Annotated in this window: 20 protein-coding genes; 3 read left to right on the top strand and 17 right to left on the bottom strand. The window is 63.0% G+C overall.

Going from position 1 to position 22,678, the window contains the following annotated elements:
• Positions 1 to 40: 40 nt before the first annotated feature.
• The 4 genes from nadB to gshA form a co-directional block, all read right to left on the bottom strand.
• Positions 41 to 1,633 carry an L-aspartate oxidase gene (nadB, locus tag BLT66_RS10155; protein ID WP_092757559.1) on the bottom strand — a complete coding sequence of 531 codons (1,593 nt, stop codon included), beginning with the start codon at positions 1,631 to 1,633 and terminating at the stop codon, positions 41 to 43.
• A gap of 130 nt (positions 1,634 to 1,763) precedes the next feature.
• The gene (locus tag BLT66_RS10150) at positions 1,764 to 3,527 is read right to left on the bottom strand and encodes a methyl-accepting chemotaxis protein (RefSeq protein WP_092757558.1); all 1,764 of its coding nucleotides are present in this window, start codon (positions 3,525 to 3,527) and stop codon (positions 1,764 to 1,766) included.
• 212 nt (positions 3,528 to 3,739) lie between these two features.
• On the bottom strand, positions 3,740 to 5,608 hold the full coding sequence (locus BLT66_RS10145; RefSeq protein WP_092757869.1) for a potassium transporter Kup: 1,869 nt from the start codon (positions 5,606 to 5,608) through the stop codon (positions 3,740 to 3,742).
• Between the two features lie 154 nt (positions 5,609 to 5,762).
• Positions 5,763 to 7,046, bottom strand: a complete 1,284-nt coding sequence (gene gshA / locus BLT66_RS10140; protein WP_092757557.1) for a glutamate--cysteine ligase — start codon at positions 7,044 to 7,046, stop codon at positions 5,763 to 5,765.
• Positions 7,047 to 7,251: 205 nt separating this feature from the next.
• Here gshA and BLT66_RS10135 point away from each other — a divergent pair, with 205 nt between their 5' ends.
• Positions 7,252 to 8,130, top strand: coding sequence for an amino acid ABC transporter substrate-binding protein (locus BLT66_RS10135; protein ID WP_092757868.1), 879 nt, complete (start codon positions 7,252 to 7,254; stop codon positions 8,128 to 8,130).
• Positions 8,131 to 8,143: 13 nt separating this feature from the next.
• Here BLT66_RS10135 and BLT66_RS10130 read toward each other — a convergent pair whose 3' ends face one another.
• Genes BLT66_RS10130 through BLT66_RS10095 form a run of 8 tightly spaced genes read right to left on the bottom strand, consistent with a single transcriptional unit; the run spans position 8,144 to position 16,223 of the window.
• Positions 8,144 to 9,436 (bottom strand): glutamate-5-semialdehyde dehydrogenase, encoded by a 1,293-nt coding sequence (locus BLT66_RS10130; protein ID WP_092757556.1) that lies wholly within the window; start codon positions 9,434 to 9,436, stop codon positions 8,144 to 8,146.
• 29 nt (positions 9,437 to 9,465) lie between these two features.
• Positions 9,466 to 10,527: a DNA polymerase III subunit delta gene (gene holA / locus BLT66_RS10125; RefSeq protein ID WP_092757555.1), complete on the bottom strand. Its 1,062-nt coding sequence runs from the start codon at positions 10,525 to 10,527 to the stop codon at positions 9,466 to 9,468.
• Positions 10,528 to 10,535: 8 nt separating this feature from the next.
• The gene (lptE, locus tag BLT66_RS10120; RefSeq protein ID WP_092757554.1) at positions 10,536 to 11,030 is read right to left on the bottom strand and encodes an LPS-assembly lipoprotein LptE; all 495 of its coding nucleotides are present in this window, start codon (positions 11,028 to 11,030) and stop codon (positions 10,536 to 10,538) included.
• On the bottom strand, positions 11,030 to 13,687 hold the full coding sequence (gene leuS / locus BLT66_RS10115; protein ID WP_092757553.1) for a leucine--tRNA ligase: 2,658 nt from the start codon (positions 13,685 to 13,687) through the stop codon (positions 11,030 to 11,032). Before leuS ends, lptE begins: the two co-directional genes overlap by 1 nt.
• A 56-nt stretch (positions 13,688 to 13,743) precedes the next feature.
• Positions 13,744 to 14,166: an ExbD/TolR family protein gene (locus tag BLT66_RS10110; RefSeq protein ID WP_092757552.1), complete on the bottom strand. Its 423-nt coding sequence runs from the start codon at positions 14,164 to 14,166 to the stop codon at positions 13,744 to 13,746.
• Positions 14,167 to 14,170: 4 nt separating this feature from the next.
• Positions 14,171 to 14,815 (bottom strand): MotA/TolQ/ExbB proton channel family protein, encoded by a 645-nt coding sequence (locus BLT66_RS10105; protein ID WP_092757551.1) that lies wholly within the window; start codon positions 14,813 to 14,815, stop codon positions 14,171 to 14,173.
• A gap of 4 nt (positions 14,816 to 14,819) precedes the next feature.
• Positions 14,820 to 15,659, bottom strand: coding sequence for a 4-hydroxy-tetrahydrodipicolinate reductase (gene dapB / locus BLT66_RS10100; protein WP_092757550.1), 840 nt, complete (start codon positions 15,657 to 15,659; stop codon positions 14,820 to 14,822).
• Positions 15,660 to 15,677: 18 nt separating this feature from the next.
• Positions 15,678 to 16,223 carry an outer membrane protein assembly factor BamE gene (locus tag BLT66_RS10095; protein WP_092757549.1) on the bottom strand — a complete coding sequence of 182 codons (546 nt, stop codon included), beginning with the start codon at positions 16,221 to 16,223 and terminating at the stop codon, positions 15,678 to 15,680.
• 81 nt (positions 16,224 to 16,304) lie between these two features.
• Here BLT66_RS10095 and fur point away from each other — a divergent pair, with 81 nt between their 5' ends.
• Complete coding sequence (gene fur, locus BLT66_RS10090) at positions 16,305 to 16,721, top strand: ferric iron uptake transcriptional regulator (RefSeq protein WP_092757548.1); 417 nt, start codon at positions 16,305 to 16,307, stop codon at positions 16,719 to 16,721.
• Positions 16,722 to 16,909: 188 nt separating this feature from the next.
• Here the strand turns inward: fur and hprK are convergent, their stop codons facing one another.
• The 3 genes from hprK to hpf form a co-directional block, all read right to left on the bottom strand.
• Positions 16,910 to 17,860: an HPr(Ser) kinase/phosphatase gene (gene hprK, locus BLT66_RS10085; protein ID WP_092757547.1), complete on the bottom strand. Its 951-nt coding sequence runs from the start codon at positions 17,858 to 17,860 to the stop codon at positions 16,910 to 16,912.
• 28 nt (positions 17,861 to 17,888) lie between these two features.
• A complete protein-coding gene (locus BLT66_RS10080) occupies positions 17,889 to 18,356 on the bottom strand; it encodes a PTS sugar transporter subunit IIA (protein WP_092757867.1) in 468 nt (155 codons plus the stop codon).
• A gap of 105 nt (positions 18,357 to 18,461) precedes the next feature.
• Positions 18,462 to 18,791 carry a ribosome hibernation-promoting factor, HPF/YfiA family gene (gene hpf, locus BLT66_RS10075; protein ID WP_092757546.1) on the bottom strand — a complete coding sequence of 110 codons (330 nt, stop codon included), beginning with the start codon at positions 18,789 to 18,791 and terminating at the stop codon, positions 18,462 to 18,464.
• A 297-nt stretch (positions 18,792 to 19,088) separates the two neighbouring features.
• Between hpf and BLT66_RS10070 the strand changes: the two genes are divergently transcribed.
• Positions 19,089 to 20,078 (top strand): magnesium and cobalt transport protein CorA, encoded by a 990-nt coding sequence (locus BLT66_RS10070; protein WP_092757545.1) that lies wholly within the window; start codon positions 19,089 to 19,091, stop codon positions 20,076 to 20,078.
• A 122-nt stretch (positions 20,079 to 20,200) separates the two neighbouring features.
• On the opposite strand, the gene BLT66_RS10065 is transcribed toward BLT66_RS10070, so the two are convergent.
• Together BLT66_RS10065 and BLT66_RS10060 are read right to left on the bottom strand one after the other, a co-directional pair.
• Positions 20,201 to 20,944 carry a 5'-methylthioadenosine/adenosylhomocysteine nucleosidase gene (locus tag BLT66_RS10065; RefSeq protein ID WP_092757544.1) on the bottom strand — a complete coding sequence of 248 codons (744 nt, stop codon included), beginning with the start codon at positions 20,942 to 20,944 and terminating at the stop codon, positions 20,201 to 20,203.
• The gene (locus BLT66_RS10060; RefSeq protein ID WP_092757543.1) at positions 20,941 to 22,617 is read right to left on the bottom strand and encodes a long-chain-fatty-acid--CoA ligase; all 1,677 of its coding nucleotides are present in this window, start codon (positions 22,615 to 22,617) and stop codon (positions 20,941 to 20,943) included. Before BLT66_RS10060 ends, BLT66_RS10065 begins: the two co-directional genes overlap by 4 nt.
• Positions 22,618 to 22,678: the final 61 nt, after the last annotated feature.

Below are 22,678 nucleotides of genomic sequence, written 5' to 3'. Positions count from 1 at the left end.
GCTGCTAGCGCAGGTACTACCTGCGCTGAAGCCCGATTATTTATAAATTCTCAGGCACCAGCACCGTGGGCTCGGACGATGGCGCCAGCTCCGGGTAGTCGCGGCTGAAATGGCCGCCTCGGCTCTCCAGCCGGGCGCGGGCGCTGCGCACGATCAGATCGGCCACCTGCACCAGGTTACGCAGCTCCAGCAGATCGCGGGTGACGTGGAAGCGGGCGTAGAACTCGTGGATTTCGCTTTGCAGCAGGGCGATGCGGTGGGCCGCGCGCTCCAGCCGTTTGGTGGTGCGCACGATGCCCACGTAGTCCCACATGAAGCGGCGCAGCTCGTCCCAGTTGTGCGACAACACCACCAGCTCGTCGCTGTCGGTGACCTGGGTGTCGTCCCAGGCCGGCAGCTGCAGCGCAGGTGCGCGTTCTAGCTGCGCCAAGTCTTGCGCGGCGGCGCGGGCGAACACCATACATTCCAGCAGCGAGTTGCTGGCCAGCCGGTTCGCGCCGTGCAGGCCGGTACAGGCGGCTTCGCCCAGCGCATACAGGCCGGGCACATCGGTGCGGCCCTGCAGATCGGTCAGCACGCCGCCGCAGGTGTAGTGGGCAGCGGGCACCACCGGAATCGGCTGGCTTGAGATGTCGATGCCCAATGCCATGCAGCGGTCGTAAATGTTCGGAAAGTGCTCCAGCAAAAAGGCCTTGGGCTGGTGCGAGATGTCGAGGTACACGCAGTCAAAGCCGCCCTTCTTCATCTCGAAATCGATGGCGCGGGCCACCACGTCGCGCGGCGCGAGTTCGGCGCGCTCATCATGCTCGGGCATGAAGCGGCTGCCGTCGGGGCGCAGCAGGCGGCCACCTTCGCCGCGCACGGCTTCGGAGATCAAGAACGACTTGGCGTGCGGGTGGTACAGGCAGGTCGGGTGGAACTGGATGAACTCCATGTTCGCGGCGCGGCAGCCGGCGCGCCAGGCGGCGGCAATGCCGTCGCCGGTGGCGGTGTCGGGGTTGGTGGTGTACAGATACACCTTGCCGGCACCGCCGGTGGCCAGGATGGTGTTGGGTGCGCTGAAGGTCAGCACCTGGTCGGTATCAGCGTCCAATGCGTACAGGCCGACGCAGCCTTTTTGGGGCAGGCCGATCTTGCTGCCGATCACCAGGTCGACCAGCGTATGGTTTTCAAACAGGCGGATTTGCGGGTGCTTGCGCACCTGGGCCATCATGGTGGCCTGCACCGCAGCGCCGGTGGCGTCGGTGGCATGGACGATACGGCGGTGGCTGTGGCCGCCTTCGCGGGTCAGGTGCAAGTGGCCGTCTTCCAGCGAAAAGGGCACGCCCAGCGACTGCAGCCAGGCGATGCATTCGGGCGCGTGCTCGACCACAAAGCGGGTGGCGTCCACGTCGCACAGGCCACCGCCGGCAACCAGGGTGTCGTCGACATGCGAGGCGAAGCTGTCGCCCTCGCCCAGCACCGCGGCAATACCGCCCTGGGCCCAGGCGCTGGCGCCGTCGTTCAGGCCACGCTTGGTGAGCACCGCGACACGGTGGGTGGGGGCCAGCAACAGCGCGGCACTGAGGCCGGCCAGGCCGCTGCCCACGATCAAGACATCAAAATCCAGGGAGGAGGCAACAGGTGGTTTCAAGCTAGGCCGTTATCTGTAAGTCAGCGTATCAGCGGCAGGGCAGCGGGCGCGCGGCCTTGGGAAACGCATATCTTGCAGATTGTCGCATTGCCCATGCGGTGCTGGGCTGGGTGACCGCGGGCTTGGAAGCTTAGAACGATTCCCAGTCGTCCACGCCGGCTTTGGGCTGCGGCGCAGGCAGCTTGGCAGCTGCGGGCGCAAGCTTCTTGGGGGGAGCAGGCTTCAGGCTGGGTCGCGCAGGCGCGGCCACAGGTGCTGGTGCTGGTGCTGGTGCTGGTGCCGGTGCCGGTGCGGGCCGCGGCGGCGCAGGACGCGGCACTTGGGGGGCGGCGGCGCTCTGGGCCCCCTGCGCCAGCTTGAAGACGGCCATGGCATGCACTAGTTCTTCGGCCTGGGTTTTGAGGCTGCTGGCAGCGGCGGCCATTTCCTCCACCAAGGCGGCATTTTGCTGGGTGGCCTGGTCCATCTGGACCACCGCGTCACCGACCTGGGCCACACCCGCGCTTTGCTCGCTGCTGGCGGCACTGATCTCGCCCATGATGTCGGTCACCCGGCGGATGGACCCAACCACCTCGGTCATTGTGACGCCGGCTTTGTCGACAAGCACGGTGCCCTGCTCCACCCGCTCGACGCTGGCAGAGATCAGTAGTTTGATTTCTTTGGCGGCGTCGGCCGAGCGGCCGGCCAAGGAACGCACCTCGCTGGCTACCACCGCAAAGCCCCGGCCCTGCTCGCCGGCACGGGCGGCTTCCACGGCCGCATTCAGCGCCAGGATGTTGGTCTGGAAGGCAATGCCGTCGATCACGCCAATGATGTCGGCGATCTTTTTGGAACTGTCGTTGATGCCCTTCATGGTCTCTACCACCTGGCCCACCACTTCACCGCCCTGGATGGCGACCGTGCTGGCACTCAGGGCCAGCTGGTTGGCCTGGCGGGCGTTGTCGGCGTTTTGCTTGACGGCCGAGCTCAACTGCTCCATGGACGCGGCCGTCTCTTCCAGCGCCGAGGCCTGGGATTCGGTGCGGCCCGACAGGTCGTGGTTGCCCTGGGCAATCTGGGTGCTGGCCGCGGCCACCCCATCGGCATTGCTGCGCACGCGGCTGACGGTCTGCACCAGGCTGTGCTGCATGCGCTGCAACGCACCCAACAGTTGGCCGATTTCGTCCCGGCTGTCGACATCGATGCGGCTGGCCAGGTCTCCCGCGGCGACGCTGTCTGCGGCAATGATGGCCTTGCCCAGCGGCCGTGTGATCGAGCGTATCAACCACACGGCCGCAACCACCGCCAGCAAAGTGGCCAACAGCGCGACGCCCAGCATGGTGTCGCGCGCCGTGGCAAACGCGTTGTCGCTGTCAACGGCTGCAGCATCTGCACCTGCGCGGTTCAACACGATCAGCTGGTCCAGGGTGTCGCTGGCGTTATCGTAAAACTTCTTGCTGTCGCCCTCCAACAAAGCACGGGCTTGGTCGTTTTCATTTTTGTGCGACAGGGCTTTGACCTGCTCGTGGATCACCAGGTACTGCTTCCAGTCGGCATCGAATGTTGCATACAGCTTGCGTTCTTCGGGGCTGGAGATCAGCGCCAAATACTCTTGGCGGCTTTTCTCAAAGATCGCCAGGGTCGACGCCATGGATTTTTCGATGGTGGCCATGGCCTTCTCGTCCGTGTTGAGCACATGCTGGAACTCAAAAACCCGGAAATCCGCCGTACTGGTGTTCATTTTGTTCACCAGTTCGACGCTGGGCAGCCAGTTGTGGGTGATGCCGGTGGTGACCGCCCGCATGGCCGCCATTTCCACCAGGGCCATGCCCCCCATCAGCAGCAGCATGGCCACCAACAAGCCGAGCACGGCTGCCAGGCGGGTGGAAATTTTGAGGTTGGCGAGGAAGTGCATGGGCTTTACCGGTGAAGTAAAAGTACAGCTGCGTTGGCAGCAACTGCCGTCTTGTGGAATGCCCGGGCGCGGGGCCCTGCAAAGCACTTACGCGCACAAAATGTTACATGCATTCAGGGCGTTTGACACGCCCGCCGACAAAAAGTCGGGGGGGCAAACCCGGGGTCCGCAGCGCCGCCATCGGCTGCGGCACGGGCCTGCCAGCCCATGGGTTAAATCTCGATTTTGGAGCCGAGTTCGACGACCGCGTTATTGGGCAGCCGCAAGAAGTCGGCTGCGGCACTGGCGTTGTGGTGCATTTGCGCGAACAGCTTTTCACGCCACGGCGCCATGCCACCACCCAGGGTGGGAATGATGGTGTCGCGCGACAGAAAATAGCTTGTGGTCATGGTCTCCAGCTCGCAGCCGCGGCTACGGATCTGCTCCAGGGCGCGGGGTACATCCGGGTTGTTCTTGAAGCCGTAGTGGATGATGACCTGCCAGCATTTGTGCCCCAGCGCCTCTACCTCCACGCGCTTGTCCATGCCGATCCAGGGAATCGGGTGGTTGTGCACGGTGACGAACAGGTTGTGGTCATGCAGCACCTTGTTGTGCTTGAGGTTGTGCAGCAGCGCATTGGGCACGGTGCCGGGGTCGGCGGTGAGGAATACCGCCGTGCCTTCCACCCGGGTGGGCGGGCTGACGAACACCGACTCCAGGAAACTGCTGAGGTCGACGGCGTCGGCACGGAGCTTTTCCTTCACCAGTTCGCGGCCGTGCTGCCAGGTCATCATCAGTGTGAAGATGACGCCGCCTATCATCAGCGGGAACCAGCCGCCGTCGAACAGCTTGAGCAGATTGGACGAAAAGAACACAAAGTCGACGATGAAAAACCAGCCGGTGGACAGCAGGCACAGCCACAGCGGGTACTTCCAGCCGTGGCGGATCACGAAGAAGGTCAACACCGTGGTGATCAGCATGTCGGTGCACACTGCAATGCCGTAAGCCCCAGCCAGGTTGCTGGACGAGCGGAACATCACCACGGCCACCACGATGGCGCCAAACAGGCCCCAGTTGACGAAGGGGATGTAGATCTGCCCGGTGTCGCGCACACTGGTGTGCTGGATGTTAAGCCGTGGCAAATAGCCCAACTGGATCACCTGCTTGGTGACACTGAAGGCGCCGGTGATCAAGGCCTGCGATGCGATCACGGCAGCCGCTGTGGCCAGCAGCACCAGCGGTATCAGTGCCCAGTCGGGAGCCATCAGGTAGAACGGGTTTTTCACCGACTCGGGTGCACGCAGCAGCAGCGCACCCTGTCCGAAATAGTTCAGTGTCAGCGCCGGCATGGCGATGGCAAACCAGGCCAAACGGATCGGCCGCTTGCCGAAATGGCCCAGGTCGGCATACAGCGCCTCGGCACCGGTGACGCACAGCACGATGGCGCCCAGGATGATGAAGGTAATGCCCGGGTTGTCCCACATGAAGCGCAGCGCGTACAGCGGGTTCAGCGCGAGCAGGATGGACGGATGCAGCAGGATCTGGTTGACACCCAGCACGGCAATGCACAGAAACCACAGCAGCGTAACCGGGCCAAAAAACTTGCCTATGCCGCTGGTGCCGTGCTTTTGCACCGCAAACAGCGCAAACAGAATCACCAGCGTCATCGGAATGATGTAGCGGTGCAGGTTGGGCGAGATCACCTCCAAGCCCTCCACCGCCGACAGCACCGAGATCGCCGGGGTAATGACGCCGTCGCCGTAAAACAGCGAGGTGCCAAAGATACCCACAACCAGCAGCACCTGCCGCAATTTAGGTTGGTCACGCACCGCCTCGGAGGCCAGCGCCAACATCGCAATCAGGCCGCCTTCGCCGTTGTTGTCGGCGCGCAGCACCAGCACGACGTATTTGATGGAGACAATGACCGTCAAGGTCCAGAAGAACATCGACAACACGCCAAAGATGTTGTCGGGGGTGAAAGGCACATGGCCGGAGTTGAAGACCTCTTTGACGGCATACAGGACACTGGTTCCGATGTCACCGTACACCACACCAATCGCACCCAGAGTGAGCGCTGCAAGCGAAGACTTTGTACTTTGCACAAACAAGGCCCCGTCCAGATGACCCCTAAAAGGGTCGGCGGGGTTCCATAAACTTTGGGATGGGTATTTTGCGCTTCACATACCCCTGCGCGCGCAGGATGAAGCCTCTAGAAAAAATAAATGTTGCAGTGCAGCAACTGACACACCATCGTCTTCAATCGTAAGTTTCTGCATCCGGATCGGTGGCTTCCAGCTCGTAGCTGGCCGCGGCCATGGCCAAACGCCCCACCACGCCGTACATGTAGAAGCGGTTGGGCGCGCTGGCGCCCGGACGCATACCCACCTGGGGCAGGTGCGCGCTCTCGGCAAATGCCAGCGGCACATAGCTGGAGCCAGGGGCGCTGAGGTTTTCGTCCACGCCGCGCTCGGCGTGGATGCGGTAGAAGCCGCCCACCACATAGCGGTCCATCATGTAGACCACCGGCTCAGCCACGGCGTCGTTGATGCGCTCGTTGGTCAGCACGCCTTCCTGGATGATGATGTCCTGCGCGGGTACGTTGTCCTGCTGGGTTTTGGCCCGGTGGTGCAGCACCGCCAGGTCTTTCACGTCGCGCACCGTCATGATGCCCATATTGCGCGAACCGCTGTCGGATTTGACGATGACAAACGGCTTCTCGTTGATGCCGTATTCCTTGTATTTGCGGCGGATCTTGCCCAGCAGCGCATCCACATTGGTGTTCAGGCATTCCATGCCCTGGCCCTGGGCCATGTCGACCGCACCGCACTGGTTGAACATCGGGTTGATCAGCCAGGGGTCGATGCCCAGCAGCTTGCCCAGGCGCTTGGCCAGCTCTTCGTAGTTGCGGAAATGGGTGCTTTTGCGCCGCACCGACCAGCCCGCATGCAGCGGCGGCAACAGGTACTGCTCATGCAGCTCTTCCAGAATGCCAGGCGCGCCAGCCGACAAGTCGTTGTTCAGCAGAATCGTGCAGGGGTCAAAATCCTTCAAGCCCAGGCGGCGCTTGCTGCGGATCACCGGCTCCAGCGTCACCTGTTCGCCATTCGGCAGGTTGACGACCGTGGTTTCCTTGATGTCGGGGTTGACCGAGCCGATCCGCACGTTCAAGCCCGCCATGTGGAAGATGCGCTGCAGTTGCGCCACGTTGGACAAGTAGAAGGTGCTGCGGGTGTCGTTTTCCGAGATCAGCAGCAGGTTCTTGGCCTCGGGGCAGATCTTTTCAATCGCGGCCATGGCCGATTGCACGGCCAGCGGCAACATCTGCGGCGTCAGGTTGTTCCAGCCGCCGGGAAACAGGTTGGTATCGACCGGGGCCAGCTTGAAGCCTGCATTGCGGATGTCCACCGCGCAGTAAAACGGCGGCGTGTGCTCCATCCACTCCAGCCGGAACCAGCGCTCAATGGCCGGCATGGAGTCGAGAATGCGCTGTTCCAGTTCGTTGATCGGGCCGGTGAGCGCGGTAATGAGATGGGGAACCATGGGGTTTTCTTTGAAAGATATAACCGCATTGTAGGAACTTGGCAGATCGCCCTGCCCGGCGCCGCCGCCAGGGCCTGGAACACCGCGTCATGCCGAAATAGCAGGCCCGCCCAAAGAAATTGGCATGGAATGTGCGCAATATCGCTGCCTGACTTTGCCGAGTCGGCGGATCATCGCCTACCTGTTTGCCACCAAGCCCTTGACCATGAAATCTACCAGTCTGTTGTTCTGCGCCTGCCTCACTGCCCTATCGGCCTCGGCCGATACCCTGGACACCATCCGCAGCAGCGGCGAGATCACCTTGGCGCACCGCAATGCCTCGATTCCCTTCTCGTACGTGGACGCCGACGGCCGTCCCATGGGCTATGCGGTGGACCTGTGCTTGAAACTGGCCGACGCCATCAAGCGCGAGCTGAAGCTGCCCAAGCTGACCGTCAAATACCTGCTGGTCACGCCCGATACACGCATGAAAGCCGTCGCAGAAGGGCAGGCCTCGATGGAATGTGGCTCGACCACCAACAATGCGGAACGGCGCAAGCTGGTCGACTTCACCATTCCACACTACATTTCCAGCTCCCGCTTTTTGGTTCGCACCGATTCCCAAATACGGTCCATCGAACAACTCAATGGCCATACCGTGGTGTCCACCAAAGGCACCACCAATATCAAGTCCCTGGGCCGCGTCAACAACGACAAATTACTGGGCCTGAAAATCGTCGAAGCGGCAGACCATGCCCAGGCTTTTTCGATGGTGGTCGCCGGCCAGGCTTCTGCCTTTGCCATGGACGATGTACTGCTGTCGGGCTTGCGCGCCACTGCGCCCAAGCCCGAAGACTTCATGCTGATCGGCAAAGCCCTGAGCATCGAGCCCTACGCCATCATCCTGCCCAAGGACGATGCGCCATTCAAAAAACTGGTGGACCAGGAAATGCGCCGCATCATCCTCAGCGGCGAAATCAATGCGTTGTACGCCAAGTGGTTTCAGCACCCCATTCCGCCCAAGAATGTCAATCTGGACCTGCCCATGCCCTACATGCTCAAGGACTCGTTCAAGTACCCAAGCGACAAGGTAGGCGACCTGTAATCGCCCGCGCGGTTTAACCGCGCACTTCGCCCTGGCCCAGCACCACGTATTTCAGCGAGGTCAGCCCCGCCAGCCCGACCGGGCCGCGCGCGTGGAACTTGTCGGTGCTGATGCCGATTTCCGCGCCTAAGCCGAACTCGAAGCCGTCGGCAAAGCGGGTGCTGGCATTCACCATCACGCTGGCCGAATCCACCTCGCGCAGGAACTGCTGGGCATGCATGTGGTCGCGCGTCAGGATGGCGTCGGTATGGTGGGACGAATACTTGTTGATGTGGGCAATCGCCTCATCCACACCTTCAACAATCTTGATGCTGATGACGGGCGCCAGGTATTCCTCGAACCAGTCCTGCTCGCTTGCCAATACGATATTTGCTATATCTTTGGTAGCTTCATGCGCAGACAGTATCTGCACTGCAGCCGGATCACACCGCATTTCCACACCTTTGGCGGCGTAGATGGCGCCAATCAGCGGCAGGAACTCGGCCGCCACGCCGCGCGCCACCAGCAGGCCTTCGGCCGCGTTGCAGGGGCTGTACTTCTGGGTCTTGGCGTTGTCAGCCACGGTGACGGCCATGGCGATGTCGCAGGGGTCGTCCACATACACATGGCAGTTGCCGTCCAGGTGCTTGATCACCGGCACCTTGGCGTCGCGGCTGATGCGCTCGATCAGGCTCTTGCCGCCGCGCGGGATGATCACGTCCACATACTGGGGCATGGCGATCAGCTGGCCGACGACTTCGCGGTCGGTGGTCTGCACCAGCTGCACCGCGTCGGCGGGCAAGCCGGCCTCGACCAGGGCTTGCTGCACCAGCAGGGCCAGGGCCTTGTTGGACTCGATCGCCTCGGAGCCGCCACGCAGTATGCAGGCATTGCCGCTCTTAATCGACAGGCTGGCGGCCTCGATGGTCACATTCGGGCGGCTTTCGAAAATCATGCCGAACACGCCAATCGGCACGCGCATCTGGCCGACACGGATGCCGCTGGGCTGCTGCTGCAAGCCAATGATCTCGCCAATGCTGTCCGGCATGGCGGCCAGCTGCTCACAGCCCTGGGCACAGGTTTCCAGCGTCTGCGGGCTGAGCTTGAGCCGGTCCACCATGGGTGCGGCCAGGCCGGCGGCGCGCGCCCGGTCCAGGTCTTTGGCGTTCTCTATCTGCAACGGCGCGATGCTCTCGCGCAGCAGCCGGGCCAGGCTGCGTAAAGCTATATTTTTAGTAGCTGTTGACGCACGTGCCATATGCGCAGAAGCCACTTTTGCTTGCAAACCCAGAGTCTGGGCGTATTCGGCGATGTTCAGAGCGTTCATGCCCGTATTTTGTCACGGGCGGCAAAAACCTAGCGCCCGGGCTGCGGAATGCAGGCCTGGCACAGCATGCCGGCCAGTCGGTGCAGCGCCTGCCAGGGATCGGCCGGCCAGTCGGGCTGCTTCAGGCCTTTGACGATGCCGTCCACCTGGTGCGCGGCCTGCAGCAGCTGGGCGATCTGGGCGCTGGCCAGGCGCGGCAGCACGCGTTCGAACAGCCGCTCCTTGGCGCCCCAGACGCGGTTGTCGCGCAACGCCATCGGCAGCGGCTTGCCGGCATCCATCGCGTCTTTGACGCGCTTCAGCGCGCGGATGTCTTCGGCCAAAGCCCAGTGCACCAGCACCTCGGCCTCGCCCTCGGCCTGCAGGCCGTCGAGCATGCGCTGGGTGCGCAGGCGCTGGCCGGCCAGCACGGATTCGGACAGCTTGAACACGTCGTAGCGCGCCACGTTCAGCACCGCGGACTCGACCTGCGCCCACTGCAGCTCGCCCGGTGGATGCAGCAGCGCTAGTTTCTGGATTTCCTGGTGCGCGGCCAGCAAGTTGCCCTCGACCCGGTCGGCAAAAAACTGCAAAGTGCGCTGGCCTTCGACCCCGGCTTCGACGCGCTGGCCCTGGGCCTGCAGGCGCTGGGCAATCCACTGCGGCAAGGCGCCGCGCTCCACCGGTTCGACCTGGATGGTCACGCCAAAGCGCTCCAGCGCCACAAACCAGGCGGCCGATTTGGCCACTTTGTCGAGCCGCGGCAACACCACCAGGGTCAGGGTGTCGGCATTGCCCTCGGCTTGCTGGGCCAGCTGCTGCAAGGCGACGCTGCCATCCTTGCCCGGCTTGCCGGACGGAATGCGAACCTCCAGGATCTGCTTGTCGGCAAACAAGCTCAGCGAACCGCCGGCCGCCAGCACCTCGCTCCAGTCGAAATGCGCGCCGGCCACGCTGTGCACCGTGCGCTCGGTATAGCCCTGCCCACGCGCCGTGGCCCGGATCGCGTCCAGCGCCTCCTGCACCAGCAGCGGCTCGTCGCCGTGCAAGGTGTAGAGGGAGCGCAGGCCCTTGCTGAGCTGCGCCGAAAGCTGGCCGGGGGCAAGTTGCATAGCCTGGGCTAGATCTCTTTCAATGCCGCCAGCCGGCGCAGCATCTGCTGCACGATGTCGGTCTGCATGCTGCGGTACAGCAGTTCCACTTCCGCTTCCTTGCCCAGGGCCTGGGTTTCGGAATAGCTGATGTCGCGCTGCTGCAGCAGTTCCACGTCGGGAATCAACTCTTTGCCTTGCGGCGTGCGCAGGCGGAACTTGACGCGCACGCGCAACTGGAATTCGCGCACTTGGCCGGCCGAGGTCAACGAGGCGGCGCTCTTCTCGCGCTGGTCGGTAACGATATCCAGCACCACCTGGGCGGTGTCCATCAGTTTCGCATCGGTGATGACAACCAAACCACTGCCGGTGAGGTTGCGCTTGAGCTCATTGCCCAGCGCCGAGGCTTCGGCCACGCGGACGAAGATGGTGCTGAAGGCGAAGGTCGGCGCCTGGCGCAGCGCGAAGCCGCAGGCGGTCAGCCCCAATGCGGGGGCGGCGAACAGAAAATTACGGCGGCGCATCACAGCACCAGGTTCACCAGGCGCCCAGGCACCACGATGATCTTTTTAGGGGCAGCGCCCGCAGCGGCCTTGGTAAAGGCTTCGCAGGCCAGGGCCGCGGCTTCGATTTCGGCCTTGCTGGCAGCGGCCGGCACATGGATGGAACCGCGCAGCTTGCCGTTGACCTGCAGCATCAGTTCGATCTCGTCCTGCACCAGGGCCAGCGGGTCGACCACCGGCCAGGCCGCGTCGAGCAGATCGCCGAAGCGGTCCACGTAGCCGAGCTCGGTCCACAGCGCGTGGGTCACATGCGGGGTGGCCGGGTACAGGCAACGCAGCAGGATGCCGAAGCCTTCGATCAGCGCCACCTGGGCGCCGGGCGTGTCCAGCGCCTTGAAGTCTTCCAGCGCGTTCAGCAGCTTCATGCCACCCGACACCACGGTGTTGTATTGCATGCGCTGGTAGTCGTAGTCCACCTGCTTGAGCACGGTATGGACTTCGTGGCGCAAGGCCTTGGCTTCCTTGCCGAATTCAACATCTTTCAAGCTGCTGGCGCTGGCCACGCTTGCACGGGCAGCTGCAGAATCCATAGCAGCGAGCTTGACGCCGAAGTTCCACACCCGGCGCAGGAAGCGGTAGCTGCCTTCAACCGAGGCGTCGTTCCATTCCAGCGTCGCCTCGGGCGGCGCTGTGAACATGGTGTACAGGCGGGCGGTGTCGGCGCCGTAGCGCTCGATCAGGTCCTGCGGGTCGACGCCGTTGCTCTTGCTCTTGCTCATGGTGGTGAGCTCGTAGTGCAGCGGCGTGCCGTCGGCCTTCAGCTTGCCGCCGGTGATCTGGTCGCGCTCGTTGCGCACCACGTCGACCTCGCTCTCCCAGTGGTACTGGATGCCGCCAGCCGCCGGCTTGTGCGAGAAGGCGCCGTTCAGCACCATGCCCTGGGTCAGCAGCTTGCTGAATGGCTCATCGCACTTGACCATGTCCAGGTCGCGCATCACCTTGGTCCAGAAGCGGGCGTACAGCAGGTGGAGGATGGCATGTTCGATGCCGCCGATGTACTGGTCCATGGGCATCCAGTAGTCGGCGCCCTCGGCCACCATCTTGTCGGTGTTATGCGGGTCGCAGTAGCGCATGAAATACCAGCTGGAATCCACGAAGGTGTCCATGGTGTCGGTCTCGCGCCGGGCCTTGGCGCCGCAGATCGGGCAGACCACGCCGGCGTGGAAGCCTTCATGCTTGTTCAGCGGGTTGCCGGAACCGTCGGGGATGCAGTCCTGCGGCAGCACCACGGGCAAATCCTTTTCGGGCACCGGCACCGCGCCGTGTTCGTCACAGTGGATGATGGGAATGGGCGTGCCCCAGTAGCGCTGGCGGCTCACACCCCAGTCGCGCAGCCGCCAGGTGGTCTTCTTGTCGCCCAGGCCCTTGACCTGCAGCGCATGGGCCACGGCGTTGACCGCGTCCTGGAAGCTCAGGCCGCTGAAGCTGTCGGAGTTGATGGTGACGCCGCGCTGTTTGTCGCCGTACCAGTCGTTCCAGTGGTGGTAGTCGTAATGCAGATGGTCAATATGCACCACCTGAACGATAGGCAAATCGTATTTCAGGGCGAAGGCGAAATCACGCTCGTCGTGGCCGGGCACGCCCATCACCGCACCGTCGCCATAGCCCATCAACACGTAGTTGCCGACCCATACGTCGATAGGATGGCCGTTCAGCGGATGCGTGACCTGCAGGCCGGTAGGCATGCCTTCTTTTTCGCGCACCGCCAGCTCGGCCTCGGTGGTGCCACCCTGCTTGCAGGACTCGATGAAGGCCGCCAGCTTGGGATTGGTCTTGGCAGCATGCGTGGCCAAGGGGTGCTCGGGCGCCACCGCGCAGAAGGTCACGCCCATGATGGTGTCGGCACGGGTGGTGAACACATACATCTTGCCGCCGTCGATCAGCTGGCCGCTGCCATCCTTGATGCTGTGCGGGAAGGCGAAGCGCACGCCTTCGCTTTTGCCGATCCAGTTTTCCTGCATCAGCTTGACGCGCTCGGGCCAGCCGGGCAGGTCGTCCTGGACCTGGCCCAGCAGTTCCTCGGCGTAGTCGGTGATCTTCAGGTAGTAGCCGGGGATTTCACGCTTTTCGACCACCGCGCCGGTACGCCAGCCCTTGCCGTCGATCACCTGCTCGTTGGCCAGCACGGTCATGTCGACCGGGTCCCAGTTGACCACCTGGGTCTTGCGGTAGGCAATGCCCTTGTCCAGCATCCTCAGGAACAGCCACTGGTTCCACTTGTAGTATTCGGGCGTACAGGTGGCGACTTCGCGGCTCCAGTCGATGGCCAGGCCCATGGCCTGCATCTGGGTCTTCATGTAGGCGATGTTGTCGAAGGTCCACTGCGCGGGCGGCACGCCGTTCTTTATCGCGGCGTTTTCCGCAGGCAGGCCGAACGCGTCCCAGCCCATGGGCATCAGCACGTTGTAGCCCTGCATGCGCAGCTGGCGCGCCAGCATGTCGTTGATGGTGTAGTTGCGCACATGGCCCATATGCAACTTGCCACTGGGGTAGGGCAGCATGGAGCAGGCGTAGAACTTCTTCTTCGACCGGTCTTCGGTGACGCGGTAGGCGTCACGCGCCGTCCAATGGGCTTGGGCTGCGGATTCGACTTCGAGATGGTTGTATTTTTCGAGCATGGCGGACGGGGGAGGCAAAAAGACGGGGCGGCGAAATGGACCGCAAGGGGCTGATTTTAGGGTCTGGCCGCGGGCTCGGCCACAAAGCCGATACGGCTGAGGCCGGCCTTCTGCGCCACGCCTATGACTTCGACCACCCGGCCATAGGGCACCGTGGTGTCGGCACGCAGCTGCACCTCGGTATCGGGGTCGTGCTCGGCAATGGTGGCAAGCTGGGCGGCCAGCTCGGCGGAGCCCACCGGCTGGTTGTCCAGAAAGGCATTGCCCGCCTTGTCGACCACCAGGCTGACGAACTGCGGCGCGGTCTGCGGCTTGGCGGCATCGGTCTTGGGCAAGTCCAGTTGAATCGAAGTCGCCAGCAGGGGCGCGGTCAGGATGAAGATCACCACCAGCACCAGCATCACGTCGACCAGCGGCGTCATATTGATGTCACTCATGGGCTCGGGCCCTTTGGTGCGTTCGAGGCGGCCGAAAGCCATGGTGTTAGGCCGGGTGGTCCACCAGCAACTCGCGCAAATCGCGGGCAAAGCCTTCGAGATCGGCCTCTATGCTGCCCAGCAGGCGGCCATAGACGTTGTAGGCCAGCACCGCAGGAATGGCGACGGCCAAGCCGGCGGCAGTCATCACCAGCGACTCACCCACCGGGCCGGCCACCTTGTCGATGCTGATCTGGCCCGACAGCGCAATCGCGCCCAACGCGTGGTAAATGCCCCAGACCGTGCCCAGCAGGCCGACAAACGGTGCGGTGGAGCCCACCGTGGCCAGCAGCACCTGGCCGAACTGCAGCTTGTGCAGCACGGCGTGCAAGGCGTTGCGCAGTACGCGGGTGAGCTGCTGCGAGCGGTCACCGGCCGCAGCCAGGGTACCGTTTGCTTCTATTTTTGTAGCTACAAGCAAAGGCAGGACCAGCGCCAGAGGGTCAAAAGATGCCAAACGCCGCTGGGCTTCGGCGACGCTGGGCGCCTGCCAGAAAGCCGCGGTGCTGCGCGCCACATCGACGCGGGCGCGGCGCAGCAGCCAGCCTTTCCACAGAATGACCACCCAGCTGGCCACCGACATCAGCAGCAGCAGCAGCGCCACCACGCGACTCACGAAGTCGCCCTGGCTCAGCAGCGGCAGCGCGTTCATGGGCTTACTTCAGGCCCAGCACGTCGAACATGTCGAATAAGCCGGTCTGCTTGTCGGCCAGGAAGCGCACCGCGCGCAGGCTGCCCTGGGCGTAGGTGGCGCGGCTAGACGATTTATGGCTGATCTCGATGCGTTCGCCGGTGCCGGCGAACAATACCGTGTGGTCGCCCACGATGTCGCCACCGCGGATGGTGGCAAAACCGATGCTGGACGGATCACGCTCGCCGGTCACGCCGTAGCGCTCGTAGACGGCGCAGTCTTTCAAATCACGGCCCAGCGCGTCGGCGATGACTTCGCCCATCTTCAGCGCGGTGCCGGAGGGCGCGTCCACCTTGTGGCGGTGGTGGGCTTCGACGATTTCGATGTCATAGCCGGTAGACATGGCCTTGGCAGCCATTTCCAGCAGCTTGAGGGTGACGTTGACGCCCACGCTCATGTTCGGCGCCATCACGATGGCGATGTCCTTGGCGATCTCGGCGATCTCGGCTTTTTGCGCGTCGCTGAAGCCGGTGGTGCCCACCACCGCGTTCACACCCAGGCTGCGGCAGACCTGCAGATGCGCGAGCGTGCCTTCGGGGCGGGTGAAGTCGATCAATACCCGGGCATTCTTCAGGCCCGCCTGCAGGTCGGCCGTGATGGCCACACCGGCGCTCTGGCCCAAAAACGCCGAGGCATCGGTACCGATGGACGGGCTTTCCAGCCGGTCCAGGGCGCCGGCCAGCACGCAGTCATCGGCGTCGCGGATCGCTTCGATCAGCATGTGGCCCATGCGGCCAGAGGAGCCGGCGACGGCAATTGCGTGGGCAGGAGTTTGGGCGGATGCGCCCGAGAGAGAGTCAGTCATGGCAAAAAACCGCCGGTCTTACGGGGCGGGAGCTTCTAGCGGTGGGTAGGCGGTGGCTACTGGGGCCTGCGGAGCCGAGGCTGCCGCCACGGGAGCGGGCGCCGGGAAGGATTTCAAGCGGCTTTCGTCAGCTTCGAGCACCGGTACGGCCTTGGTAGAGCGCGTCTTGGCCAGCAAACTGACGAATTCGCTCTCGCTGGGCATGGTGTCGCCTTCGACGCGGTCCAGCACGTCACCCTTGAAGAACACGGTCAGCTGGCGCGCCTGCGGCTCGGTGCCCTGGCGGCGCAGGGTGAACACATAGTCCCAGCGGTCGCCGTGGAACACGTCTTGCAGCAGCGAGGTGCCCAGGATGTCTTTCACCTGCTCGCGGGCCATGCCGGGCTTGAGGGCGTCGACCTGCTCTTTGGACACGAAGTTGCCTTGCACCACCTCGATCTGGTAGGGCGACAAGGAGCTGACGAAGCTGCGGGTGCGGTTATCCAGGCCGCTGCACGCTACCAAGGTCGCGCAAACCGCAAGGGTCAGAGCGGTACCGGTACCGCGCAAGAAAGGTGCAAACATGGATAAGGGGCTCTAGCGATATGATCGAATGATTGTAGCGGTAGCCTCCACGGCACTGCCTGTAAAGAAAGACCTCCGTCCATGGCCAATATCGAAGAACTGAAGAACACCGGCTTGAAGGCCACCCTGCCCCGCCTGAAGATCCTGGAAATCTTCCAGACGGGCGATTTGCGCCACATGACGGCAGAAGACGTGTTCCGCGTGCTGCTGCTCGAGCATTCCGACATCGGCCTGGCCACGGTGTACCGCGTGCTCACCCAGTTCGAGCAAGCCGGCATTCTGTCGCGCAGCCATTTTGAATCTGGCAAGTCGGTGTACGAGCTGAACGAAGGCCGGCACCACGACCACTTTGTCTGCACCGGCTGCGGCAAGGTGGAAGAGTTCTACGACGCCGAAATCGAACAGCGCCAGCAGATCGTGGCCAAGGCCAAGGGCTGGACAGTGCATGACCACGCGATGTCGCTGTACGGCCTGTGCGCCGAATGCAGCGCTAAATAAGGCTCACCCCCAGGCTGCAGCGCGAGCGCTTTCCGCCAACCCCCTTGCAGGGGGCAACAGCAGCGGCCTGGTGAAGCCAGTTCCGCGCTGCTTCTGGAAGGGGTATCTAAGCGGCAGTTTTAGAGCTTTTTAGGCCGCCAGCGCTTATTGCATCTGCGCATGATGCTACTTAAATAATAGCAACCGACTTATTCCGCGTCTTCCATCGCCTTACGGTGGCGCTCGACGAATTCCTGATAGGTGTCGATGCCACGCAGCTGCAAGATGGTATTGCGCACAGCAGCCTCCACCAGCACGGCGATATTCCGGCCGGCCACCACCTGGATGATCACCTTGCGCACCGGCACGCCCAGCACGTCCTGGGTCAACGGCTCGTAGGGCAGGCGCTCGTACTCGCGCTCCATGGTTTCCTTGCGCACCAGGTGCACGATGAGCTTCAGGCGCATCTTGCGGCGCACCGCGGTCTCGCCGAAGATGCCGCGGATGTCCAGCAGGCCAATACCACGCACTTCCAGCAGGTTTTGCAGCAGCTCGGGGCAGCGGCCTTCGATGGTGGTCTGGTTGATGCGGTACAGGTCGACAGCGTCGTCGGCCACCAGGCCGTTGCCGCGGGAGATCAGCTCTAGGCCGAGCTCGCTTTTGCCCAGGCCGGATTCGCCGGTAATCATCACGCCCAGGCCCAGAATGTCCATGAACACGCCGTGCATCGAGGTGCGGTCGGCGAAATGCTTGGACAGATAAGCGCGCAGCACGTCGATCACGAAGGCCGACGAGTCCTCGGTCGAAAACATCGGTATCTGCGCGCGCTCGCACATCGACAGCAGGGCATCGGGCGCCACCTGGCCGTCGGCCATGATCAGCACCGGCGGCTCCAACGTAACAATGCGGGCAATCCGGCGCGCGCAGTCTTCGGCCGACGCGCTGGTCAGGTAGGCGACCTCGCGCTCGCCCATGATTTGCACGCGGTAGGGGTGGATGTAATTCAGGTAGCCGACCAGATCGGCGCCAGAGCGGGCTGCGCGCACCGCGACTTCGTCAAAGCGCCGCTCGGAAGCGCCCAGGCCGGCAATCCATTCCCAGCGCAACAGCGCGCGGAAGGCCTCGAACAGGACGTCTGCGCTGACTACGGTGGGTTTCAAAGGCAGTACCGGGCCCGAAGTTGCGGGATCAGGCGGGTTGCGCTGACTGCCAGGTGCCGATCAGGCCGTGCAAGGCCTCGGCGTCTGCAGCGGTTTTGATTTTTTCGCGCAAGGGCGCGTCGCTCAGCAACTCGGCGATTTCGGACAATATTTCCAGGTGCTTCTGGGTCGCAGCCTCGGGCACCAGCAAAAAGATCAGCAAGCCCACAGGCTGCTCGTCCGGCGCATCGAAGCCGATGGGTTGGGCCAACTGCACCACCGCCGCCATAGGCGCCTTGAGGCCTTTGATGCGGCCGTGCGGAATCGCCACACCATGACCCAGCCCGGTCGAACCCAGGCGTTCGCGGGCGAACAGGCTGTCGGTGATCAGGGCCCGGCTCAGGCCGTGCAGATTCTCAAACAGCAAGCCGGCTTCTTCAAAAGCACGCTTTTTGCTGGACGCATCGACGCTCACGAGCACTTGAGCGGAGGGCAGGATGGAGGCGAGTCGGTTCATGGTGAGTGGCGAATTATGCACGTGCAGCAATGCGAGGGGCAGTCCCAACAAAAAAGCCGCCTCAAAAATCGGCGGCTTTTGCTCGGGGCGGAGAACGCCCGGGGTTTACATCAGGCGCTTGGGTGCCGCGTGGTGATGGTCTTGCACACGGTCTTTGTGGCGCACTACCTGGCGGTCCAGCTTGTCGACCAGATCATCGACTGCCGCGTATAAATCAGCGTGGGAGCTTTCGGCGAACATATCGCTGCCTTTGACATGGATGTTGCATTCGGCGCGTTGGCGGCCTTGCTTTTCCTTTTGCTTTTCAATCGTCAGTAACACTTTGACGTCTACCAGCTGGTCGAAATGCCGGGTTATTCGGTCCAGCTTGGTTGTCACATAGGTACGCAGAGCGGGAGTTACATCCAGGTGGTGTCCGCTGATCGTCAAGTTCATGTATAGCCTCCTAATGCTGTACTTTCACCGTTGAAAGTCAATTCACTATGCGCCCGTTGGGATGGGAATGCAACCCTAAACCCTGCATTTGTTACGCTTTAAGCGGAGGTAAACCTCGCTGGTAGCAGATCTTTTCAACATGTTGCAATGCCATAATCCCGACCTCCTCCACTCCAGAGACACACCATGGAAAGCGCCCCCAGTCGGTAGCTTTCACCTCCCTGCGCAGCACGGGGGTTGAAAGCCAGCCCATCCACCCCAGCCCCGTTCGTTGCCCTCATTCTCAGGGAGTGCCCCATGCTCAATATTTTTTCGCTCGCCAACGGCCGGCTCTTCCAGGAAGAGATCGAGTCGCTGGAAGAGCTGTCCAAGTTCCAACCGATCTGGGTGGACCTGGAATCGCCCACGCTGGAAGAAAAGCGCTGGATCAAACAATACTACGGCCTGTCCATTCCGGAAGACGCGATGGACGAGGACATCGAGGAATCCGCCCGCTTCTACCAAGAAGACAACGGCGAGCTGCATATCCGCAGCGACTTCTTGGTGGCCGACGAGTCCGACCCGCGCACCGTGCGCGTGGCTTTCATCCTGAACCAGCACAACGCCGAGCTGAAAAGCAAGGGCGTGCTGTTTTCCATCCACGACGAAGACGTGCCGGTGTTCCGCCTGCTGCGCATGCGCGCGCGCCGGGCCCCGGGCCTGATCGAAGACGCCAAGGAAGTGCTGCTCAAGCTGTTCGACGCCGACGCCGAATATTCGGCCGACACGCTGGAAGACATCTACGTGGACCTGGAAAAGGTCAGTCGCCGGGTACTGGCCGGCAATATGACCGACGGCCTGGCCGGTGAAGTGCTGGCCTCGATCGCCCGCCACGAGGATTTGAACGGCCGTATCCGCCGCAACATGATGGACACGCGCCGCGCCCTGAGCTTCATGATGCGCAGCAAGATGCTGAACGCCGAGCAGTTCGAAGAAGCCCGGCAGATCCACCGCGACATCGACTCGCTGGACTCGCACACCGCGTTTTTGTTCGACAAGATCAACTTCTTGATGGACGCTACCGTCGGTTTCATCAACATCAACCAGAACAAGATCATCAAGATCTTCTCGGTGGCCAGCGTGGCGCTGCTGCCGCCGACCCTGGTGGCCAGCATCTACGGCATGAACATGAAGTTCCCCGAGCTGGAGTTCCTGGGCAGCTGGTCCTACCCCTACGTGGTCGCCATGATGACGGCCAGTGCGCTGGTGCCCATGTGGTACTTCTATAAACGCGGCTGGCTGACTTAGGCACACCCCCATGCCGCGGCTTCGCTGCGGCTCCCCCTTGCTGGGGGCGATACCAGCGGTCCGGCAAAGCCGGTCCCGCGGTATCTCTGGAAAAGTCAGGCGTGTCCGTGGCCAGCGTTTGGCTACAAGCGCTGCACAAACTCCGCAAGAATGGCCTGCGCATAGCGGCTGGCGACGGTGCTGACGAACGAGGGGAAATCCACGTGCGCGGTGTCGTCGGCCCGGTCGGAGATGGTGCGCACCACGGCGAAGGGGATGCCGTAATCGTGGCAGACCTGGGCCACCGCGGCGCCTTCCATCTCCACCGCCAGCGCTTCAAAACCGCCAGCGCGCAAGGCGGCTTGCAAGCGCTGCACTTCGGTGGCTGCAGACACGAAGCGGTCGCCACTGGCGACCAGGCCATGGTGCACTTGCGGCAGCCGATGATTTAAAGAAAACAGGCCGCTAGCACTGGATACACCTGCGCGAGTAGCTTCCAAAAGCATAGTAGTCAACGCGGGATCGCAGTCGAAACGCGCCCGGCCATACAGCGGCACTTCGAAGGTCGGGAACAGCGGTGCGGCATCCATGTCGTGCTGTACGAAACCGCTGGCCACCACTACGTCGCCGACCTGCACGCCCTCGCCCACACCGCCGGCTACGCCGGTAAAGACGATGCGGTCTACGCCGAATTTCTCTATCAGCGCGGTCGCCGTAGTCGCCGCAGCCACCTTGCCGATGCGCGACAAGGCCAGCACCACGGGCTGACCATGCCAGATGCCCAGGCCGAATGCGCGCCCCGCATGCTGCACACGGCGTGGCTGCTGCAGTTGCTCGAAGATGCCCTGCTGCTCCTCGGCCAGGGCACTCAAGATCGCCAGGGTCATGCCTTGGTGCGTAGCTCGCGGCGCAGAATCTTGCCGACCGGCGTCTTGGGTAATTCAGTGCGGAACTCGATGACCCGCGGCTGCTTGTAGCCGGTGAGCTTGGCCTTGCAGTACTCGCGCACCTGGGCTTCGGTCAGGGCCGGGTTCTTCTTGACGATGACCAGCTTCACGGCCTCACCGGTCTTCTCGTCGGGCACACCCACACACGCGCATTCCAGCACGCCGTCCATGGCCGCCACCACGTCCTCCACCTCGTTCGGGTAGACGTTGAAGCCGCTGACCAGCACCATGTCTTTCTTGCGGTCGACGATCTTGAAATAGCCGCGCGCATCCATGGTGCCGATGTCGCCGGTCTTGAAGTAACCGTCGGCCGTCATGGACTGGGCGGTTTCGTCCGGGCGCTGCCAGTAGCCGGCCATCACCTGCGGCCCGCGGATGGCGATCTCGCCCGGCTGGCCCATGGGCACCTCGGCGCCCGCATCGTCCAGCAGCTTGAAATAGGTGCTGGGCAGCGGCACGCCGATGGAGGCGGTATAGGACTTGTCGGTCGGCGGATTGCAGCTGGCGGTGGGCGAGGTTTCGCTCAGGCCGTAGCCCTCGGTGATGGGGCAGCCGGTCTTCTCCAGCCAGAGCTTGGCCACCGCCGCCTGCACCGCCATGCCGCCGCCAATCGACACCTTCAGATGGCTCCAGTCGACGGTGTTGAAATCCGGGTGGTTTGCCAGACCGTTGAACAGGGTGTTCACCGCCGGCAGGCTGTGGATGCGGTGTTGTGAGAGTTCTTTCAACACCGCCTTCATGTCGCGCGGATTGGGGATCAGTACCAGCTTGCCGCCGGTGCGCATGGACAGCATCATGCCCACGGTAAAAGCGAAGATGTGGTACAGCGGCAGCGCGCAGACGCTGGTCGGTTGCTCGTCGGCGGGCACGGCATCCATCACCGGCTGGTTCCAGGCCTCGGACTGCAGCACGTTGGCGATCACATTGCGGTGCAGCAGCACCGCGCCCTTGGATACGCCGGTGGTGCCACCGGTGTACTGCAGCACTGCCACATCGTCGGGCTGCACGGGCACCGGGGTGAACGTGGTCCGGCTGCCCTGGGCCAGTGCGGTATTGAAGCGCACCGCGCTGGGCAAGGCATAGGGCGGCACCAGCTTCTTGACCTTGCGCACCACGTAGTTGACCAGTGCACCCTTGAGCAACCCCAGCTGGTCGCCCATGGCGCACAGCACGATGTGTTTGACTGGCGTGTTGCCCAGGCACTGCTGCAGCGTGGCGGCAAAGTTCTCCAGGATCACGATGGCTTTGGCGCCCGAGTCCTTCAGCTGGTGCTCGAGCTCGCGCGGGGTGTACAGCGGGTTCACATTGACCAGCACCAGGCCGGCCCGCATCAGCGCCGCCACCGCAATCGGGTACTGCGGCACATTGGGCATCATCACCGCCACGCGGTCGCCCTTGGCCAGGCCCAGGCTTTGCAGATAGGCGGCGAACTTGCGGCTCAGCCCATCGGTTTCGCCATAGCTGAGGTCCCGGCCCATGAAGCTGTAGGCGGGTCGGTCGGCGTACTTCTGAAAGCTCTCTTCCAGCAAGGCCTGCAGCGACTGGTAACGCGTCGGGTCGATATCGGCGGGCACGCCCGGGGGGTAGCTGTTGAGCCAGATGCGCTCGGTCATAAGAAAATCTCCAAAAATCTAAAACGGCATAACCATCTGCTCCCAGAGATGCCGTGGAACC

It is taken from the genome of Rhodoferax sp. OV413 (genome assembly GCF_900104385.1).
Classification (GTDB): domain Bacteria; phylum Pseudomonadota; class Gammaproteobacteria; order Burkholderiales; family Burkholderiaceae_C; genus Rhodoferax_B.
This window is presented reverse-complemented; position numbering and strand designations above follow the sequence as displayed.

Coding starts and splice junctions, on each gene's coding strand:
- BLT66_RS10150 (WP_092757558.1), bottom strand. CDS start 3,527: ATGCACTTCCTCGCCAACCTCAAAATTTCCACCCGCCTGGCAGCCGTG.
- gshA (WP_092757557.1), bottom strand. CDS start 7,046: ATGGTTCCCCATCTCATTACCGCGCTCACCGGCCCGATCAACGAACTG.
- BLT66_RS10135 (WP_092757868.1), top strand. CDS start 7,252: ATGAAATCTACCAGTCTGTTGTTCTGCGCCTGCCTCACTGCCCTATCG.
- BLT66_RS10130 (WP_092757556.1), bottom strand. CDS start 9,436: ATGAACGCTCTGAACATCGCCGAATACGCCCAGACTCTGGGTTTGCAA.
- holA (WP_092757555.1), bottom strand. CDS start 10,527: ATGCAACTTGCCCCCGGCCAGCTTTCGGCGCAGCTCAGCAAGGGCCTG.
- lptE (WP_092757554.1), bottom strand. CDS start 11,030: ATGCGCCGCCGTAATTTTCTGTTCGCCGCCCCCGCATTGGGGCTGACC.
- leuS (WP_092757553.1), bottom strand. CDS start 13,687: ATGCTCGAAAAATACAACCATCTCGAAGTCGAATCCGCAGCCCAAGCC.
- BLT66_RS10110 (WP_092757552.1), bottom strand. CDS start 14,166: ATGGCTTTCGGCCGCCTCGAACGCACCAAAGGGCCCGAGCCCATGAGT.
- BLT66_RS10105 (WP_092757551.1), bottom strand. CDS start 14,815: ATGAACGCGCTGCCGCTGCTGAGCCAGGGCGACTTCGTGAGTCGCGTG.
- dapB (WP_092757550.1), bottom strand. CDS start 15,659: ATGACTGACTCTCTCTCGGGCGCATCCGCCCAAACTCCTGCCCACGCA.
- BLT66_RS10095 (WP_092757549.1), bottom strand. CDS start 16,223: ATGTTTGCACCTTTCTTGCGCGGTACCGGTACCGCTCTGACCCTTGCG.
- fur (WP_092757548.1), top strand. CDS start 16,305: ATGGCCAATATCGAAGAACTGAAGAACACCGGCTTGAAGGCCACCCTG.
- BLT66_RS10080 (WP_092757867.1), bottom strand. CDS start 18,356: ATGAACCGACTCGCCTCCATCCTGCCCTCCGCTCAAGTGCTCGTGAGC.
- hpf (WP_092757546.1), bottom strand. CDS start 18,791: ATGAACTTGACGATCAGCGGACACCACCTGGATGTAACTCCCGCTCTG.
- BLT66_RS10070 (WP_092757545.1), top strand. CDS start 19,089: ATGCTCAATATTTTTTCGCTCGCCAACGGCCGGCTCTTCCAGGAAGAG.
- BLT66_RS10065 (WP_092757544.1), bottom strand. CDS start 20,944: ATGACCCTGGCGATCTTGAGTGCCCTGGCCGAGGAGCAGCAGGGCATC.
- BLT66_RS10060 (WP_092757543.1), bottom strand. CDS start 22,617: ATGACCGAGCGCATCTGGCTCAACAGCTACCCCCCGGGCGTGCCCGCC.